Here is a 17,492-nt window from a genome sequence, read left to right on the forward strand (position 1 = left end):
TGTCCGCCCAGGCAGACCATGCGGAGTTGATGAAGCGCGCGCTCCTGAAGCTCCAGGAGGCGCAGGCACAGCTCGACGCCCACGCACGCGAGCGGCATGAGGCCCTGGCCATCGTCGGCATGGGATGCCGGTTCCCGGGCGGTGCCTCGACTCCCGGTCGCTACTGGCGACTGCTCCTCGACGGTGTCGACACCGTCACCGAGGTCCCCAAGGAGCGATGGGACGCGGAGGCCTTCTATCACCCCGAGCCCGACCAGCCGGGGAAGGTCTACTGCCGTCACGGCGCGTTCCTGGAGGACATCGACCAGTTCGAGCCCCGGTTCTTCGGCATCTCCCCGCGCGAGGCGGCGCGGATGGACCCGCAGCACCGGCTGCTGCTGGAGGTCGCCTGGGAGGCCCTGGAGAGCGCGGGGCGCGACCCGAGCTCCCTGCGAGGAAGCCGAACGGGCGTGTTCATCGGGATGATGGGGCAGGACTACACGCAGCTCGCCACCCAGTCCCCCGAGCTCATCGACGCGCACACGGGCTCGGGCAATGGCGCGAGCGTCGCCTCGGGGCGGCTGTCGTACACGTTCGACTTCCAGGGGCCGAGCCTCACGGTCGACACCGCGTGCTCGTCGTCGCTGGTCGCCGTCCATCTCGCGCTCCGCTCGCTGCGCCAGCGCGAGGTCGACTTCGCGCTGGTGGGCGGGGTGAACCTGGTGCTGTCGCCGGTCGCGACGTTGATTGAGTCGCGCGCGCACATGCTCGCCGTGGACGGGCGCTGCAAGGCCTTCGATGCGGCGGCCAATGGGATGGGAAGAGGGGAGGGCTGTGGCCTCCTCGTCCTGCGGCGGCTCGCGGATGCCCTCGCGGACAAGGACCCCATCGTCGCGGTGATTCGCGGCTCGGCGGTCAACCAGGATGGCCGGACCAGCGGGTTGACGGTCCCGAACGGGCTCGCGCAGCGACAGGTCCTCGCGGAGGCACTGAGGGATGCGCGCGTCGATGCGGCGCGCGTGGGCTACGTCGAAGCCCATGGGACCGGGACGGCGCTCGGTGATCCCATCGAGCTGGAGGCGCTCGCCGCGGTCTACGGGGACAGGGCGACGCGCGAGCAGCCCCTGATGGTGGGCTCGGTGAAGACGAACCTGGGCCACCTGGAGGGCGCGGCGGGCATCGCGGGGCTGATGAAGGCCGCCCTGTGTCTGGCGAACGAGGCGATTCCTCCCCACCTCCACTTGCGGACCCCCACGCCGCACGTCGACTGGAGCCGGCTCTTCGTCGAGGTCCCCACCGCGCGGCGCGACTGGCGAGCCGAGGCGCCGCGCTTCGCGGCCGTGAGCTCGTTCGGGTTCTCGGGCACCAACGCGCACGTCATCCTCGAGTCCGCGCCGCGTCCGGAACAGGCGGCCGTCCAGGCCACCGCGCGCCTGCCGCAGCTCTTGACGCTCTCGGCCCGCACGAGCGGCAGCCTGCGCCGGTTGGCGGCGTCGTTCGCGGACGCGCTCGGCGGGGCGCGCGAGGATGCGCTCGCGCAGGTCTGCCACACGGCGAGGGTCAGCCGGAGCTCGCTGGAGGAGCGCGTGGCCTTCGTGGCCTCGACCTCCGAGGACCTGGCCGCCGCCCTGCGCGACTTCAGCCGTGGCGAGTCCCGAACCACCGGCGCTTGGGTCGAAGGGCAGCGAGGCCCGGAGGCGCCGCTCGTCGCGTGGCTCTTCACCGGGCAGGGGGCCCAGTACGTGGGCATGGGGCGGGAGCTGTTCGAGACGGAGCCGGGCTTCCGTCGCGACCTCCTCCACTACGAGGAGATCCTCCGCCCCCATCTCGACCGGCCGCTGACCGAGGTGCTGTTCCAGGGCGACGCGGGCGCGCTGGACGAGACGCGGTACACGCAGCCGGCAATCGTGGCGCTCGAGCTGGCGGTGGCCGGTCTGCTGCGCTCGTGGGGCCTCCACGCCGACGCGGTCCTGGGGCACAGCGTCGGTGAGTATGCCGCCGCCATCTTCGCCGGCGCCCTGACCGCCGAGGCCGGGCTCCCGTTGGTGGCCGAGCGCGCGCGGCTGATGCAGGCGCTGCCCGAGCGCGGCGCCATGCTGGCCCTCTTCACCGACGAAGCGCGAGTCCTCCGAGCCGTGGCGGGGCATGAGCGGGTGTCGCTGGCGGCGCTCAATGGGCCAAGGAACACGGTCATCTCCGGAGCGCGGGAGTCGCTCGACGCCATCGCGCGCGAGCTGGCCGCCGAGGGCATCGAGAGCCAGCGCCTGAAGGTCTCGCATGCGTTCCACTCGCCGCTGATGCAGCCGATGTTGGAGTCGTTCGCGCGCGTCGTCGCCGGTGTGCGCCTCCAGGCGCCGCGGGTGTCCCTCATCTCCAACCTCGACGGCGCCGAGGCAGGGGAGGGCTTCACGTGTCCGGACTATTGGGTCCGGCATTGCCGCGAGCCGGTCCGCTTCGCGGAGGGACTCCGCACGCTCCTCCAGCGTGGGGTGCGCGCCTTCCTCGAGGTGGGTCCGAAGCCGGTCCTGTCGAACCTCGCGCGAGACCTCGCGGCCTCCGAATCCGCCCTGTGGCTGGAGACGCTGCACCCGCGTCGCTCGGACCGGATGGGACTGCTGCGCGCCGTGTCGGAGCTCTACGTGCGTGGCGCGACGGTGGACCTGGCGCGCGTCGATGGCGCACGCGGGCGCATCGCCCTTCCGACCTATCCGTTCGAGCGGCAGCGGCACTGGCTGGACGTTCCCGCGCCCTGGTCACGTCCCACGAAGCCCGCGGTGCATCCACTGCTCGGTGAGCGGTGGGACTCCGTGGCGCTGCGTGAAGGCACCGCCGTCTTCTCGCGAGAGCTGGAGGCGCGGGCCCTTCCACTCCTGGAGGACCACCGCGTGTTCGGCAAGGCGGTGGTCCCCGCCGCGGCCTTCGTGGAGATGGTGGTCTCGGCAGTGGCGCAGGTGTCGGGCTCGGAGTCCATGACGCTGGAGGCGGTGACGCTCCACCATCCGCTCGTCCTGCCGGAGTCGCGCACGCGCGTCGTCCAGACGCTCCTGGAGGAGCAGGGCGCCGCGGGCTTCACGTGCACCGTGATGAGCCGGGAGGACGAAGGGCGGGGCGAGCGCTCCTCCTGGATCACCCACCTGACCTGTCGGGTCCACGCGCCCGGTGCGACGCCGCCGCCTCGGGTGGCGCTGGAGGCACGACGGCAAGACTGCCCCAGCCCCGTCGACCTCGAGGCCTTCTCCGAGGCGATTCGTCAGCGCGGGCTCGACTACGGCCCCTCGCTGCGAGTGCTGTCGTCGCTGCACCGGGGGCCTGGGGCCGCGTGCTCCTTCAGCGAGGTGGAAGCGCGTGGCGTGGGCTACCGCGCCCATCCGGCGCTGCTCGATGCGTGCCTCCGGACCGCGGCCGCCGTCACGCCCCTGTCGCCAGACGACGCGCTGCTGCTCCCGGTCGCCATCCACCGCCTCGACCTCTACCAGCGCCTGCCCGCGCGCCTCTGGACCTTCGCCTCGCAGCGCGCCCAGGCCGGCTCGACGGAACGCCCCACCACCGACATGACCCTCTGCGCCGAGGACGGCAGCGTGGTCGCGTCCCTCACCGGGCTCTCCGTCCGCAAGGCCGAGCGGGAGGTGTTGCTGCGCGGCCTCGATGTGGACTGGCAGGACTGGCTGTACCTCGTCACCTGGCGCCCGTGTGCCTCCCAGGGCGAGCTGCGCCCGGCGGGGCAGCACTGGGTCGTCTTCATCGGCGATGAGGGCGTCGGGGACTCGCTGGCCGCGCTGCTCGAACAGCGGGGTGCCCGAGTCACCCGCGTACGCAAGGGCCTCTCCGTGGACCCCGCGAGGCCCGACCACTTCGACCGCCTGTTCTCGCAGTGGCACGGCGCGGCTCCGCACGGCCTCGTGTACCTGTGGGGTGACGATGAAGAGGGGGCGAGCTGCGAGGGCGCGCTGCACCTGGTGCAGGCCCTGGCGCGAGCTTCCTGGACGCCCCGGTTGATGCTCATCACCCGAGGCACTCAAGCGCTGTCCTCCGATGCCCACGAGCCGCGCATCGCGCAGGCGCCGCTGTGGGGCCTCGGGCAGGCGGTGTCCACGGAGCTGCCGGAGCTGCGCTGCCTCCGGGTCGACCTCCCCGGTGCGCCCGTCAACGGGGAGGCCGAGGCCTGCCTGCGTGCGTTCGCGCTGGCCGAGCAGGAGCAGCAGGTATCCGTGCGCGCGGAGGGCTTGTCCGTCGCTCGCTTGGAGCGCGCCCGCGCTCGCGCGGTGACGCGGAAGCTGGAGCTCTCCTCGGACGCGTCCTACCTCGTCGCGGGTGGACTGGGCGGGCTTGGACTCCGACTCGCGGGATGGCTGGCGGACCGGGGCGCGCGACACCTCATCCTGCTGGGGCGGCATGGGCCATCGGCGGAGACCCAGCGGCAGCTCGACGCGCTGACGGCGCGAGGCGTCCACATCCGTGTGGCCCTGGCGGACCTGGCTTCTCGCGACGAGCTCGCGGCGGCCCTGGCCCAGCTGAACGACGCTCCTCCGCTGCGAGGACTCTTCCACGCCGCGGGAGTCCTCCGCGACGGCACCCTGGCCCATCAGACGGCGGAGCGCTTCCGCGAAGTGCTGGCACCCAAGGTCCAGGGCGCGTGGAACCTTCACGTGCTCACCGCCGGGATGCCGCTGGATTTCTTCGTCTGCTTCTCCTCGGCGGCCTCGGTGCTGGGAACGCCGGGGCAGTCCAACTACGTCGCCGCGAACGCCTTCCTCGATGCACTGGCCCAGCTCCGGCGCGCGCAGGGGCGCCCCGCGCTGACCCTCAACTGGGGCTCCTGGGCAGAGACGGGGATGGCCGCGCGAATGGGCCCGGCGTCGGCGAGGTCGCCCGCTGCCCTGGGCTTCGGGACGATTCCGGTGGAGCGGGGCCTGGAGGTCCTGGAGCGCCTCATGGGGGGAGCGTACACCTCGCTCGGTGTCTTCCCCATCGACTGGACCCGGCTCGCGGAGCAGTGGCCGGGGCTCGCGCGTCAGGCCTTCTTCCAGGGCCTGCTGGGAGGCGCGGCGATGGAGCCTCGGGCGCCTTCCTTCCGCGCGCGACTGGACGCGGCCGCGCCGAACCGGAGGTTGGAGCTGCTGCGCCAGCACGTGGCGGAGCAGGTCGCACGCACGTTGGGGCTGGCGGAGTCGGAGCGGCTCTCCGGTGGCGAGCGGCTCTTCGACCTGGGCTTCGATTCACTGCTGGCGGTGGAGCTGAAGAACCGGCTCGCGAGCAGCCTCGGCAAGAGCCTGCGCTCCACGCTGGTCTTCGATTTTCCCTCGGTGTCGGGGCTCGTCACGCACCTCGCGGGAGAGCTGGGGCTGGGCGAGCCCGCCCAGCGGCCACTGGAGGGCCCGACGCGGGAGGACGCATTGACCGCGGAGATACAGGCGCTGTCGGAGCAGGAGCTCACCTCACTCATCGACCAGGAGCTGGTGAGCGCGCTCACCCGCTGAGGACCGGATGGCGAAACTACCGACACGCATCTGCGAGCTGCCGGCCGTCAAGCTCGCCTATCTCGCGAACCAGCTCCGCGCCAAGAAGGACCTCCTGGCCGCGGAGCCCATCGCCGTCGTCGGCATGTCCTGCCGCTTCCCTGGCGGAGGCGAGCTGCCGGAGACCTTCTGGCAATTCCTCCGCGAGGGAGGCGATGCGACCCGCGAGGTGCCTCCCGAGCGCTGGAACATCGACGAAATCTACGACCCCACGCCGGGCGCGAAGGGGAAGGTGTACACGCGCCGGGGCGCCTTCATCGAGAACGTCGACCTGTTCGAGCCCGCGTTCTTCGGCATCCCTCCGCGCGACGCGAAGGACATGGATCCGCAGCAGCGCATGCTGCTCGAGGAGTGCTGGCGCTCCCTGGAGCGCGCGGGCATCCCCCCAGCGGGGCTGACCGGGAGCCGCACCGGTGTCTTCGTGGGGCTGATGCACAACGACTACAACGTGCTCGGCATCACCGCGGGCGTGGAGATGCACTCCGCGTCCCTCAACTACCCGTCCATGGCGGCGGGGCGCATCGCCCACACGCTGGGCCTCCAGGGGCCGGCGCTCACCGTGGACACCGCGTGCTCGTCCTCCGCGGTCGCCGTCCACCTGGCGTGCCAGAGCCTGCGCAACGACGAGAGCGACCTGGCCCTCGCGGGAGGCGTCAGCCTGAGCCTGTCCCCCATCACCATGATGTTCGAGTGCCAGAACCGGATGCTGGCGGTCGATGGTCGGTGCAAGACCTTCGATGCGTCGGCGGATGGCTTCTCGCGCGGGGAAGGGTGCGGCGTCGTCGTGCTCAAGCGCCTGTCGGACGCGCTGGCCCAGGGCAACCCCATCCTCGGCGTCATCCGGGGATCGGCGCTCAACCACGATGGACGCAGCAGCGGCTTGATGGTGCCGAACGGGCGCGCGCAGGAGCGCGTCATCCGCATGGCGCTGGAGGGCTGCGGCGTGGAGCCCGAGCAGGTGGGCTACGTCGAGGCCCACGGCACGGGGACGTCGCTCGGCGACCCCATCGAGATGGAGGCGCTCCGCTCGGTCTTCGGCCGCGCGCCCGCGCGAGCCTCGCCGCTGTTCGTCGGCTCCGTGAAGACGAACATCGGACACCTGGAGGCCGCGGCCGGAATCGCGGGGCTCATCAAGGTGCTGCTGGCCTTGCGGCACGAGGCCATCCCCGCGCACCTCCACTTCTCGCGGCCGAACCCGAACATCCGCTGGGAGGACCTGCCGGTGGTCATCCCCACCGCGCTGCAGCCCTGGCCGCGAGGGGAACAGCGGCGGCTCGCGGGCCTGAGCAGCTTCGGCTTCAGCGGCACCAACGTGCACCTCGTGGTGGAGGAGGCCCCGCTGCTGCCTCGCCCTCCGGTGGTGCGTGAGCGCCCCGTCCACCTGCTGACCCTGTCGGCCAAGACCGAGGCCGCGCTCGAGGCGCTGGTGGAGGTGCATGCGTCCACGCTGCCCGACGAGGGCGAAATGCTCGGAGACTGGTGCTACACGGCCAACGTCGGTCGCTCCCACTTCGAGCACCGCGCGGCGGTCTCGGGCGCGAACGCGGCCGAGCTCCGGGCGGGCCTGTCGCGTCTGGGCGCGGGGAGGACCCAGCCACATCGCGAGCCTCGACGGGGGACGGAGGGCCCGAGGCCGGTCTTCCTGTTCACGGGGCAGGGCTCGCTGCGTCCCGGGGTGGGGCGCGAGCTCGCGCAGACCTGGCCCGTGTTCCATGCGGCGGTGCAGCGGTGCTCGGAGGCGCTGAAGGGGCTGCTCGAACCCAGGCTCGAGGACATCCTGCATGGCGAGCAGTCCTCCTCCTTGCTCGCGGACACGCGCTACGCCCAGCCCGCGCTCGTGGCGCTCGAATACGCGCTCTGCGAGCTGTGGTCGTCGTGGGGCATCGTCCCAGGAGCGGTGGTCGGTCACAGCCTGGGCGAGTACGCGGCCGCCGTGGTCGCCGGAGTCCTGTCCATCGAGGACGCGCTGAAGCTGGTCGTCGCGCGCTCCCGGCTCATCCATGAGGCCCCGGGCGAGGGCGCGATGCTGGCCGTCAACGCCACGCTGGAGGTGCTTGCTCCGACGCTCGCGCCGCTCTCCCAGCTCATCTCGCTCGCGGCGGTCAACGGTCCTCAGGACCTGGTCATCTCCGGAGACCGCGCGGCGCTCTCCGAGGTCGCGGCGCGTCTGTCGCGTGAGGGCATCGGCTGCAGGCCGCTGTCCGTCACCCACGCCTTCCACTCGCCGCTCATGGAGCCGGTGGTGACGGCGTTCGAGGCGTGCTTCGACGGGGTGGCGCTCGCAGCGCCACGGCTCCCCTTCGTCTCCACGCTGGAGGGCGGGCTCGTCTCGGAGGCGCTGACCCGACCCGCGTACTGGTGCCGCCACCTGCGCGAGCCCGTCCGCTTCGCCGACGCGCTGGAGACATTGCGTGAACAGAAGCACCGCACGTTCCTGGAGGTGGGGCCCACGCCGGTCCTCACCGGCCTCGGTCTGCGCAGCTACCCCCATGCGGATGAGCTGAGCTGGCTTCCGAGCCTGCGTCCCTCCTCTGGCGAGACAGCGCAGCTGCTCACCGTCCTGGGCACTCTCTACGAGCGGGGCTTCGAGGTGGACTGGAGCGCGTTCGATGCACCCTTCGAGCGGCGGTCCGTCACCCTCCCGACGTACCCCTTCCGTCGCGAGCGCTATTGGATCGACTCCCCGACGGGGGGCTCCATGGCGGAGCGGAGGACGGCTCGCGCCAGTTCCCCTCTGCTCGCGGGCGCACCGTTGTCACTCGCGGGGACGAAGGGGACGCGCTTCGCGGCGCGCCTGGGTATCCGGGAGCCCTCGTTCCTCGCCGAGCATCGGGTCTTCGGCGCGACGGTGCTGCCGGCCGCCTGCTACGTCGAGATGGCGCTGGGGGCCGCGCACTTCACGGCTTCGCCGGAGGCGTCGTTCGACGTGCTCTCGTTCGAGCTGGAGCGCCCGCTCGTGCTCGGCGAGGCCGAGGGCCGTGAGGTCCAGACGGTGCTGACGCCAGGGGAAGGGCGCACGCACTTCGAGATCTACAGTCAGGAGACGACGGGCGCCGAGGGGGACTGGGCCCGCCTCGCCCATGGTTATCTCGCGGAGCATCGCGAGTCCGCGCGACACGTCGAGCTGGAGGCCGGGCTGCTCGCGCGCTTCTCCCCGCCGCGACCGGTCGAGCCGTTCTACGCGCTGATGGCGCGCCATGGCATCGAGTACGGCCCGTCGTTCCGTGCCATCGATGCGCTGAGGTTCGGGAAGAACGCCTGCCTCGCCCATGTCCGGCTGCCCGACAACCAGGTCATCGGGATGGGCGAGTACCGGCTGCATCCGCTCATCCTCGACGCCTGCTTCCAGACCGTCGCGGCCCTGTTCATGGAGGAGGCCAGCGAGGCACGGGACCACCGCCAACGGATGCCGGTCGCCATCCAGCGCCTGCGCTGGTTCAAGAAGCCCGGGAGCAGCGCCTGGGTCCACGCACGCCACGACGAGCGAGCCTCCGCCTCCGATGAGCTCTTGAGCATCGACCTGCGCATCCTCGGGGAGACAGGGGAGGTCATCGCCGAGGTCGAGGGGCTGCTGCTGAAGCGCATCGACCGGCGAGCGCTCTCGACGTCCCTCTCCGGCTCCACGCGGGAGCTGCTCCTCGAGCTGGCGTGGCGCGAGCTGGATTCTCCTCCGACCCGGACACCGGCTTCCCTCCAGACCCAGCGTTGGTTGTTGCTCGCGGACTCGGGCGGCGTCGCGGAGGGCCTGAAGGCGCAGGTCCAGCGTCACGGTGGAACATGTGTCTGGGTGACGCCGGACGCGAGCGAGGAGCCGGGCCGCGTCCATGTCGACCCGAGCGATCCAGACGGCTTCGTCCGACTCCTCCAGGCGCTGTCCGATGAGGGGGCCGCGCCGACGACGGTCGTCTGCCTCTGGGGGCTCGACGAGCGCCGGGCCGAAGCGCTCTCACCGGATTCCCTCATGGGGGCAACCGCACGGAGCGCGACGGGCGTCCTCCACCTCGTGCAGGCCATGGCGCGCGCGAGCTGGGCCCAGCGGCCGGCGCTGTGGCTGGTGAGCCGAGGCGCCGTCGCGGCCGCACCAGGGGACACCGTGGATGGCCTCGCGCAGTCGATGCTCTGGGGACTGGGACGCGCGGCCGCCATCGAACATCCGGAGCTGGGGTGCCGGTTGGTGGACCTGGACGACGGCGAGGACGCCGCCTCGCGGTTGTTCGAGCGGATGACCCGCGTGACAGGGGAGAACCTGCTGGCGCTTCGAGGCGCTCGGCTCCTTGGCGCTCGGCTCACGCGGCCCGTCGCGCCGTCGAACACCCCCCGCCCGATGGGTGTGCACGCCGATGGCGCGTATCTCATCACCGGAGGCTTGGGCGCGCTCGGGCTCGCCACCGCCGCGTGGTTGGTGGAAGCCGGCGCCCGTCACCTGGTCCTGGTCGGCCGAGGCGCACCGACAGACGCGACGAAGCCGCGACTCGACGAGCTGGGCGCGCGCGGCTGTGAGGTCACGGTGGCGCGTGCGGATGTCTCGCGCCTGGACGACGTGCGGCGCGTCCTGGAGGACCTCGCCGGGAGAGGCACCCGGCTGCGAGGCATCTTCCACGCTGCGGGCGTGCTGGAGGACGGCGTGTTCCTGCGGCAGGACCGGGAGCGTCTGGAGCGTGTGCTCGCGCCCAAGGTGATGGGCGCGTGGAACCTGCATCACGCGACGGTTGGGCTGCCGCTCGACCTCTTCGTCCTGTACTCGTCCGCGGCGTCGCTCGTCGGCGTCGCCGGGCAGGCCAACTACATGGCCGCCAACACCTTCCTCGACGCGCTGGCGCACCACCGCCGCGCGAAGGCGCTGCCCGCGCTCAGCGTCAACTGGGGACAGTGGGCTGGCGAGGGAATGGCCCAGAAGGCGAGGGGACGCACGGCGACAGCGGATGTCACGGGCCTTCAGCCCCAGCGGGCGTTGCGTTTGCTCGAGGAGCTGCTGGGCCGGGAGGTCGCGCAGGTGGGGGTGCTGCCCTTCGACCCCTCCACGCAGGGGGCTTCGCTCTCCGAGGTCCACGGCCCCCTGTTCTCCGAGCTGGCGGCGCGTGAGAAGGCGCCCTCCGCCGGCACGGGCCGGATGGTGGAGCTGCTGGAGGAGTTCACGCGCTCGGATGGCGCGCGTCGGCGAGGGCTCCTGACGCACTACGTGCGGGGCCGGTTGGCGCCGTTGCTCGGGTTCCCGCCGGAGCACGAGGTGCTCCAGAAGAAGATCTCCCTCAACGAGATGGGGCTCGACTCGCTGCGCGCCGTCGAGCTGAAGAACCGCATGGGCCGCGAGCTGGGGGTGGACCTGCCCATGGCCCGCTTCATCGACGGCACCGGTGTCGCCGGAATCGTGGATGCGCTGCACGAGCAGCTCGAGCTCAGCGAGCTGCTCGCGCGTGTCCCCGTCTCCGCCGCGCAGTCCGAGGTCGAGGAGCTGACGCTATGAGGATGGGTGAGCTGCTCGCCGAGCTGAATCGGCGGGGCCTCGAGGTCCGTGCCGAGGGCGAGCAATTGAAGCTCCGAGGCCCGAAGGGGGCCGCGGGCGAGGAGCTCCTGAAGGTGCTCGCCGAGCACAAGCAGGAGCTGCTGGCGCTGCTGAGAGAGCGCCAGCGGGTGGACGAGGAGCGCCCCATCACCCCCGTCGAGCGCACGGGGCCAGCCCCGCTGTCGTTCGGACAGCAGCGGCTGTGGTTCCTCGACCGGCTCGAACCCGGAGGCGCCAGCTACAACCTGGTGATGCCCATGCGGGTCGAGGGACATCTCGACGTGGGGATCCTGGAGCGCTGCTTCGTCGAGATCGTCCGCCGTCACGAAATCCTCCGCACACGCTACGCCGAGCAGGAGGGCGTCCCGGTGCAGCTCGTCGACCCCGAGCCACGGCTCGAGTTCGAGGTGATGCAGGAGGCGGAGGTGTTCGCCCACGAGCCCTCGGGCACGGAGGCGTTCCTGCGCCGCGAAGGGGAGCGGCCCTTCGATTTGTCCGAGGGCCCGTTGATCCGCGTCCTCGTGGTCGACCGGGGGCCCCAAGGCCAGTACGTCCAGGCCTGCCTGCATCACATCTCGGCGGATGTCTGGGCGCGCGGCCTCATCATCCACGAGCTGACGGCCCTCTACGCGGCCTTCGTCCAGGGGCGGCCCTCTCCTCTGCCTCCCTTGCCGCTGCAGTACTCCGATTTCGCCATCTGGCAGCGGGGGCACCTGCGGGGCGAGGTCCGCCGCGAGCTGGTGGACGCCTGGAAGCGGCGACTGGCCGGGATGCCTCCGCTGCTGGAGCTCCCCACGGACCGCCCGCGTCCCCGGGTGCGGACCTATGCGGGAGGCGAGGTCCGCCTCGAGGTGGAGGCCCCGCTCACCGAGGCGCTGAAGACCCTGAGCCATGCGGCCAACGCCACACCCTTCATGGGCATGCTGGGCGCCTTCTTCGTCCTGCTGCACCGGCTCACCGGACAGGAGGACCTGGTCATCGGCGCGAACTCCATCAACCGGACCCGCACCGAGCTGGAGCCGCTGGTGGGCTTCTTCGTCGACAACCTGGTGATGCGAGTGGACCTGGGGGGCCGTCCGGACTTCTCCACCGTGGTGAAGCGCGTCCGGGAGGTGGTGCTCGACGCCTTCGCTCATCAGGACCTGCCCTTCGACCTGCTCGTCGAGGAGCTGAAGCCCCCGCGCAACCCCGGCTACAATCCCCTGTTCCAGACCGTGTTCTCGTGGACGCGGGCCATGGAAGGCACGCCGGCGCCGAGCGGGATGAACATCCTCCCGCTCGAGTTCGAGACCACCACCTCGCGCTTCGACCTGGACCTCTTCGTGGAGGACCACGGCGACCGGCTCACGGTGCGCTTCGTGTTCAACCGGGGCCTCTTCGACCAGGGCACCGTCCAGCACTACGCGGACTGCTTCCAGCAACTGCTGCGGGGGTTGCTCACCGAGCCCCAGCGCCCGGTGGGCGAGCTCCCGTTGCTGCCCGCGGACGCGCGCGAGCGCATCCTCCGGCAGTGGAACGACACGCGAGGGGAGGGCGCGGACGGGCCGTGCCTGCACGCGTTGTTCGAGGCCCGCGCGGCGCGGACGCCGGACGCCTGCGCGCTCGTCATGGGGGACTGGGAGCTGACCTATGGCGAGCTGGACCAGCGCGCGGACCGACTCGCGGCGGCGCTGCAGGCGCTGGGCGTGGGGCCCGAGACGCGGGTGGGCCTCTGCATGGAGCGCTCGCCCCGGCTCATCGTGAGCCTGCTGGCGGTGCTCAAGGCGGGCGGCGTGTTCCTCGCGCTCGACCCCGACGAGCCGCACGCGCGACTGCGGCGCATCCTCGACGACGCCCGTCCGCGGGTGCTGCTCACCTCCGGGACACACCCGGAGCTGGAGGCCGGCATGACGGTCCTCCACGTGGACGCGGCGGCGGAGCGGCTCCCGGACGCCACCGGTGTGTGCCTGCGCCGTGACGTCACCCCGGACCACCTGGCCTACGTCCTCTACACCTCCGGCTCCACGGGCCAGCCGAAGGGCACGGAGGTCACGCACCGGAGCATCGTCAACTATCTGAAGTGGAGCGTGCGGACGTACCGGCTCGACGAGGGCACGGGGAGCCCGGTGCTCGGGTCCATCAGCTTCGACGGCACGCTGACCAGCCTCTTCGCGCCGCTCATCTCGGGCCGAGCGCTGTTCCTGCTGCCACGGGGGCGGGAGCTGGACCTGCTGTCCTCCAGGGACTACCCCGAGCAGGGCTTCAGCTTCATCAAGCTGACGCCCTCGCACCTGCGCGCGTTCGACGGGCTGGGGCGGCTGCGCGAGGTGCTGGAGCGCACCCATGCGGTCGTCCTCGGTGGCGAGGGACTCCACGGTGGAGACCTGGAGACGTGGCGTGCCTTGCGCCTCCCCACGCGCGTCATCAACGAGTACGGCCCCACGGAGGCCGCCGTGGCGTGCTGCTTCCACGACGTGCCCGCGGACGGCGGCGCGCTCCCCGAGCGCATCCCCATCGGCAAGCCCATCTCGAACACCGCGCTGTATGTCCTGGACCGCTGGGGGCAGCCGGTGGCCGTCGGCGTGTCGGGGGAGCTGTACATCGGCGGCGTGGGGCTGGCCCGGGGATACCTGGGGCGCCCGGACCTGACAGCCGAGCGCTTCGTGCCCGACCCCTTCGAGGCGGGCGCGCGGCTGTATCGCACGGGAGATCTGGCCCGGTATCTGCCGGACGGCACGCTCGAGTTCCTGGGGCGGTTGGACGACCAGCTCAAGATTCGTGGTCACCGCGTCGAGTCCGGAGAGGTGGAGGCCGCCCTCGCGCGACACCCGAGGGTCACCCACGCCGCCGTGGTGTTGCAGCGCGCTCCGGGACAGGAGCCGCGCCTCGTCGCCTACGTCCAGCCCTCGGAGCCGCGACCGCCGGGTGAGGACCTGGAGCGCGTGCTGCGCGAGTTCCTCCAGGGAGAGCTCCCCGAGTACATGCGCCCGTCGGTCCTCCTCATCCTCGACGTGCTGCCGCTCACGCCCAGCGGCAAGGTCGACCGCAAGGCGCTTCCCAGCGCGGAGGCAGGGCCACGGACCCGGGGCCTCGCCGTGCGCGAATCCGGCGTGCTGACCGACACGGAGCGAAAGCTCCAGGCCCTCTTCCGCGAGCTGCTGGGGCTCGACGCCGTGGCTCCCGGCGACAGCTTCTTCGACCTGGGTGGGCACTCGCTGCTCGCCGTCACCCTCATCGCGCGCATCCGGAGCGTGCTGGACGTGGAGGTCCCCCTCAACGAACTCTTCGAGCGACCCACGGTGGAGGGACTCGCCCGGTGGGTCGACGCGCAGGCCGGAGTGCTCGCGCCGCGCCTGCCCGAGGGCGTGGTGGCGCTGAGGCCCCAGGGGCGCAACCCGCCGCTGTTCGTCGCGCCTCCCTCCGCGGGCAATCCCGCCGTCTATGTCTCGCTCACCCGCCACCTGAGTCCCGAGCAGCCCGTCTTCGGCTTCCAGATGCCGGGGCTGCTGGACGACAGCGCCCCCAGGGCCACCATCGAGGAGGCGGCGGCGCACTACGTGGACATCATGCGGCGGATGCAGCCTCGGGGGCCGTATCGCCTCGCGGGGTGGTCCTTCGGCGGCATCATCGTGTGCGAGATGGCGCGCCAGCTCGAGGCGCAGGGAGAGCAGGTCGCGCTGCTCGGCCTGATTGATGGCGCCTCGCTCGACCGCAAGGCCGCGCAGGACAGTCAGGACCTCCGGCAGGCGGTCTCCACGGGCTCGCAGCTGGTGAAGGTGCTGGCGCAGACGCCGCTGCCGCGGGACTACGAGAACCTCCGGCTCGTGGGCGAGTGGATGGGCATCAGCCTCCCGGAGACGCCCAAGGACCTCTGGCGCAAGGACTCGGGCGGGCAGCGCACGTACCTGCGCAGGTTCCTGAAGGACGTGTCGCGAACGGCGCGGAACATGTTGGTCACCCTGCGGGCGGAGCGCTCCTACACCTTCACCGCGTACGGGGGCCGCGCCACGCTCTTCCGGGCCGAGCCCCCGAGCCAGGGGCGGGATTCGCTGGTCGACAGCGTGCGCAGGTTCGCGCCCAATGGCTTGCAGGTCATCGTGGTCCCCGGCAATCACATGACACTCGTCATGGATGAGAAGAACGCCGCGGTGCTGGCCTCGCGACTCCAGCAATGCCTGGACGCGGCCCTGCCCGGAGTGCCCGGACAAGAACCTTCTCGGGCGCTCCTGCCCGCGAATGGGTGGAAGGCGCAGTTCTCGAAGGAGGTCGCGTGATGCCGCACCGGATCCTGTCAATGGATGGTTCCTCCATCAGTGGAGGGGAGGGCTACGTCACCACGGGCATGCTCGGAGCGCTCCGACAGACGCTCGACGCGGGAGGAGACCGACGGGCCCTGCTCAATCAGGTGGACCTCTTCGTGGGCACCTCCGCGGGCTCGTTCAACGCGGCCTTCTTCGCCAGCGCGGCGGACCCGGACAGCGCCTACGACAAGAGCCTCCAGTTCTGGGGCGAGGCCGTCGCCATGAACAGGAAGGGCGTCTCCCTGGGACGCACGCTGCTGGCCCTGACGGGCGCCAGCTCCTTCCTCGACTCGAACTACATGCGCGACTTCCTGGGCGGCTACTTCGGGATGACGACGCGGCTGGGCGATCTGAAGCGCAAGGTCGTCATCCCGAGCTTCCAGCTCGACGGACAGCGCAAGGGCGTGCGGACGTGGAAATCGAAGATCTTCCACAACACGGGTCCGGAGAACGACCCGGACATGAATGAGCTGCTCATCGACGTCCTGATGCGCAGCGGCTCGCCGCCGCTCTCCTATCCCATCTATCAGGGGCTCAAGGAGCGGGGCAGCGGCTACGTGGATGGCGGGCTGTACGCCAACAATCCCTCGCTCGTGGGGCTGGCCCAGGCCATCAACAACAGCTCCCGCAAGAACAAGCATGAGCAGGTGGACACGCTGGCGACCGAGCCGCCCAGCCTGGACTCCATCCTGGTGCTGTCCATGGGCAACGGCATCATGTCCTCCTTCCTCTCGCCCACCTTCCGGAGCGGTGAGTCCAACTGGGGCTTCGCCCGGTGGCTGTTGGACACCCGAGACCCGATGGTGCTGGTGAAGATGTTGCTGGAGGCGGGCTCGGACGCGGTGAACTACCAGTGCCGGATGATCCTCCGGAAGAAGTACTTCCGGCTGGACCCCATCGTGGAGCAGCGCATCTCCGCATACGACGCGAAGCATGTGGAGGCGGCGCTCGTCCAACTGCTGAGTCAGCAGTCCACCATGGACCAGCTCCAGCGCACGCGGCACTGGCTCGAGAAGTCCGGCTGGCTGGGGGACTCGCGGCAGGACACGCAGCCCTCACAGGTGGGGACCTGATGGCTGAGACGACGCAAGTCCTGCTGGTCTCGGGGAGCGGCGGCGCGGGCCGGACGACGGTGGCGGCGGCGACGGGCCTTGCGGCCTCGCGTCGGGGCCAGCGCACGTTGGTCTTTTCCTTCGACTCCTCACGAGACCTGCGTGGGGCCTTCGGCCTGGTGGCGCCGGTGCTCCCGGAGGCCCGGGGGCTGCCCGTTCGCGTCGATGACCGGCTGCACCTTCAGGAGCTCGACGTCATGTCGGAGCTGAAGCGCCGCTGGAGCGAGGGCCGCGGCGAGGTGGCCGCGCTGCTCGGTGGTGGCCTGGAGGGCGTGACCGCGGAGGAGGTGGCGCTCGCTCCGGGGGTGGAGGTGCTGCTGGCGCTCCTCCTGCTCGGCGAGCACAGCCGCGCGCGGACGTACGACCTCATCGTCATCGATGCGGGAGACGCGCCGCGCTTCGTCGGCGGCGCGGACGCCGTGGGCTGGTATGCGCGCAGGTCGAGGGCTCCGGAGCAGAGCGCTCGGCGGGCACGGCCGTCGCGCGTGGACCCGGATGTCCTCCACTCGGTCAGCGACAAGCTGACGGACGTGGGCGCGCTGCTGCGAGACCCCACGGTGACGCGCGTGCGGTGGGTGACGACGCATGACCACCGGACCGAGCAGGGCCTCCGGAGGGCCTGCTCGGCGTTCGGTCTGCAAGGTCTTGCCCTGGATGGAATCATCCTCAATCGCCTCGCGCTGGTGGGGGAGGATGCGGCCCTCGCACGGCACCCGGCGGTCGAGAACCTCCAGCACCTGGTCGGCTCCATCCCGGTGACAGGGATTGCGCTCCAGGGGCGGGACATCGTCGGGGAGGAGGCGCTCGAGGCCTTCGCGACGCTGCTGTACCGAGGCGAAGATCCGGCGCGGCTCGGGAGCACGCCTCCCAGCGTTGGCGTCGGCAAGCAGGCCGTGGATGTGTACAGGCTGGAGGTCCAGCTCCCCTTCGCGCGCAAGGAAGAGGTCTCGCTCTCCCGGCGCGAGGCGGAGCTCGTCATCCAGGTAGGTGCCCTCCGGCGCAATGTCCTGCTCCCCAGGATGGTCGCGCCACTCGCCACCGCCGGGGCGAGCCTGGAGGGCGACAGACTCGTCGTCGAGTTCAAGAAAGAGAGGGTTTGAAC

Annotated in this window: 5 protein-coding genes; all 5 read left to right on the forward strand. The window is 71.3% G+C overall.

The window, feature by feature from the left end:
• The first annotated feature begins 29 nt into the window (after nt 1–29).
• The 5 genes from K8640_RS13445 to K8640_RS13465 are packed head-to-tail and all read left to right on the forward strand — an operon-like array spanning nt 30 to nt 17,490.
• A complete protein-coding gene (locus tag K8640_RS13445) occupies nt 30–5,456 on the forward strand; it encodes a type I polyketide synthase (protein WP_223747479.1) in 5,427 nt (1,808 codons plus the stop codon).
• Between the two features lie 7 nt (nt 5,457–5,463).
• Nucleotides 5,464–10,959 carry a type I polyketide synthase gene (locus K8640_RS13450; protein WP_223747402.1) on the forward strand — a complete coding sequence of 1,832 codons (5,496 nt, stop codon included), beginning with the start codon at nt 5,464–5,466 and terminating at the stop codon, nt 10,957–10,959.
• Entirely contained in the window at nt 10,956–15,251 is a 4,296-nt protein-coding gene (locus tag K8640_RS13455) for an amino acid adenylation domain-containing protein (protein ID WP_223747403.1), read from the forward strand. The genes K8640_RS13450 and K8640_RS13455 overlap by 4 nt, the downstream gene beginning before the upstream one ends.
• Nucleotides 15,251–16,351 carry a patatin-like phospholipase family protein gene (locus tag K8640_RS13460; RefSeq protein ID WP_223747404.1) on the forward strand — a complete coding sequence of 367 codons (1,101 nt, stop codon included), beginning with the start codon at nt 15,251–15,253 and terminating at the stop codon, nt 16,349–16,351. Before K8640_RS13455 ends, K8640_RS13460 begins: the two co-directional genes overlap by 1 nt.
• Nucleotides 16,351–17,490, forward strand: a complete 1,140-nt coding sequence (locus K8640_RS13465; protein WP_223747405.1) for an ArsA family ATPase — start codon at nt 16,351–16,353, stop codon at nt 17,488–17,490. Before K8640_RS13460 ends, K8640_RS13465 begins: the two co-directional genes overlap by 1 nt.
• Nucleotides 17,491–17,492 lie beyond the last annotated feature (2 nt).

Source organism: Myxococcus sp. XM-1-1-1 (assembly GCF_020037095.1).
Lineage (GTDB): Bacteria > Myxococcota > Myxococcia > Myxococcales > Myxococcaceae > Myxococcus > Myxococcus fulvus.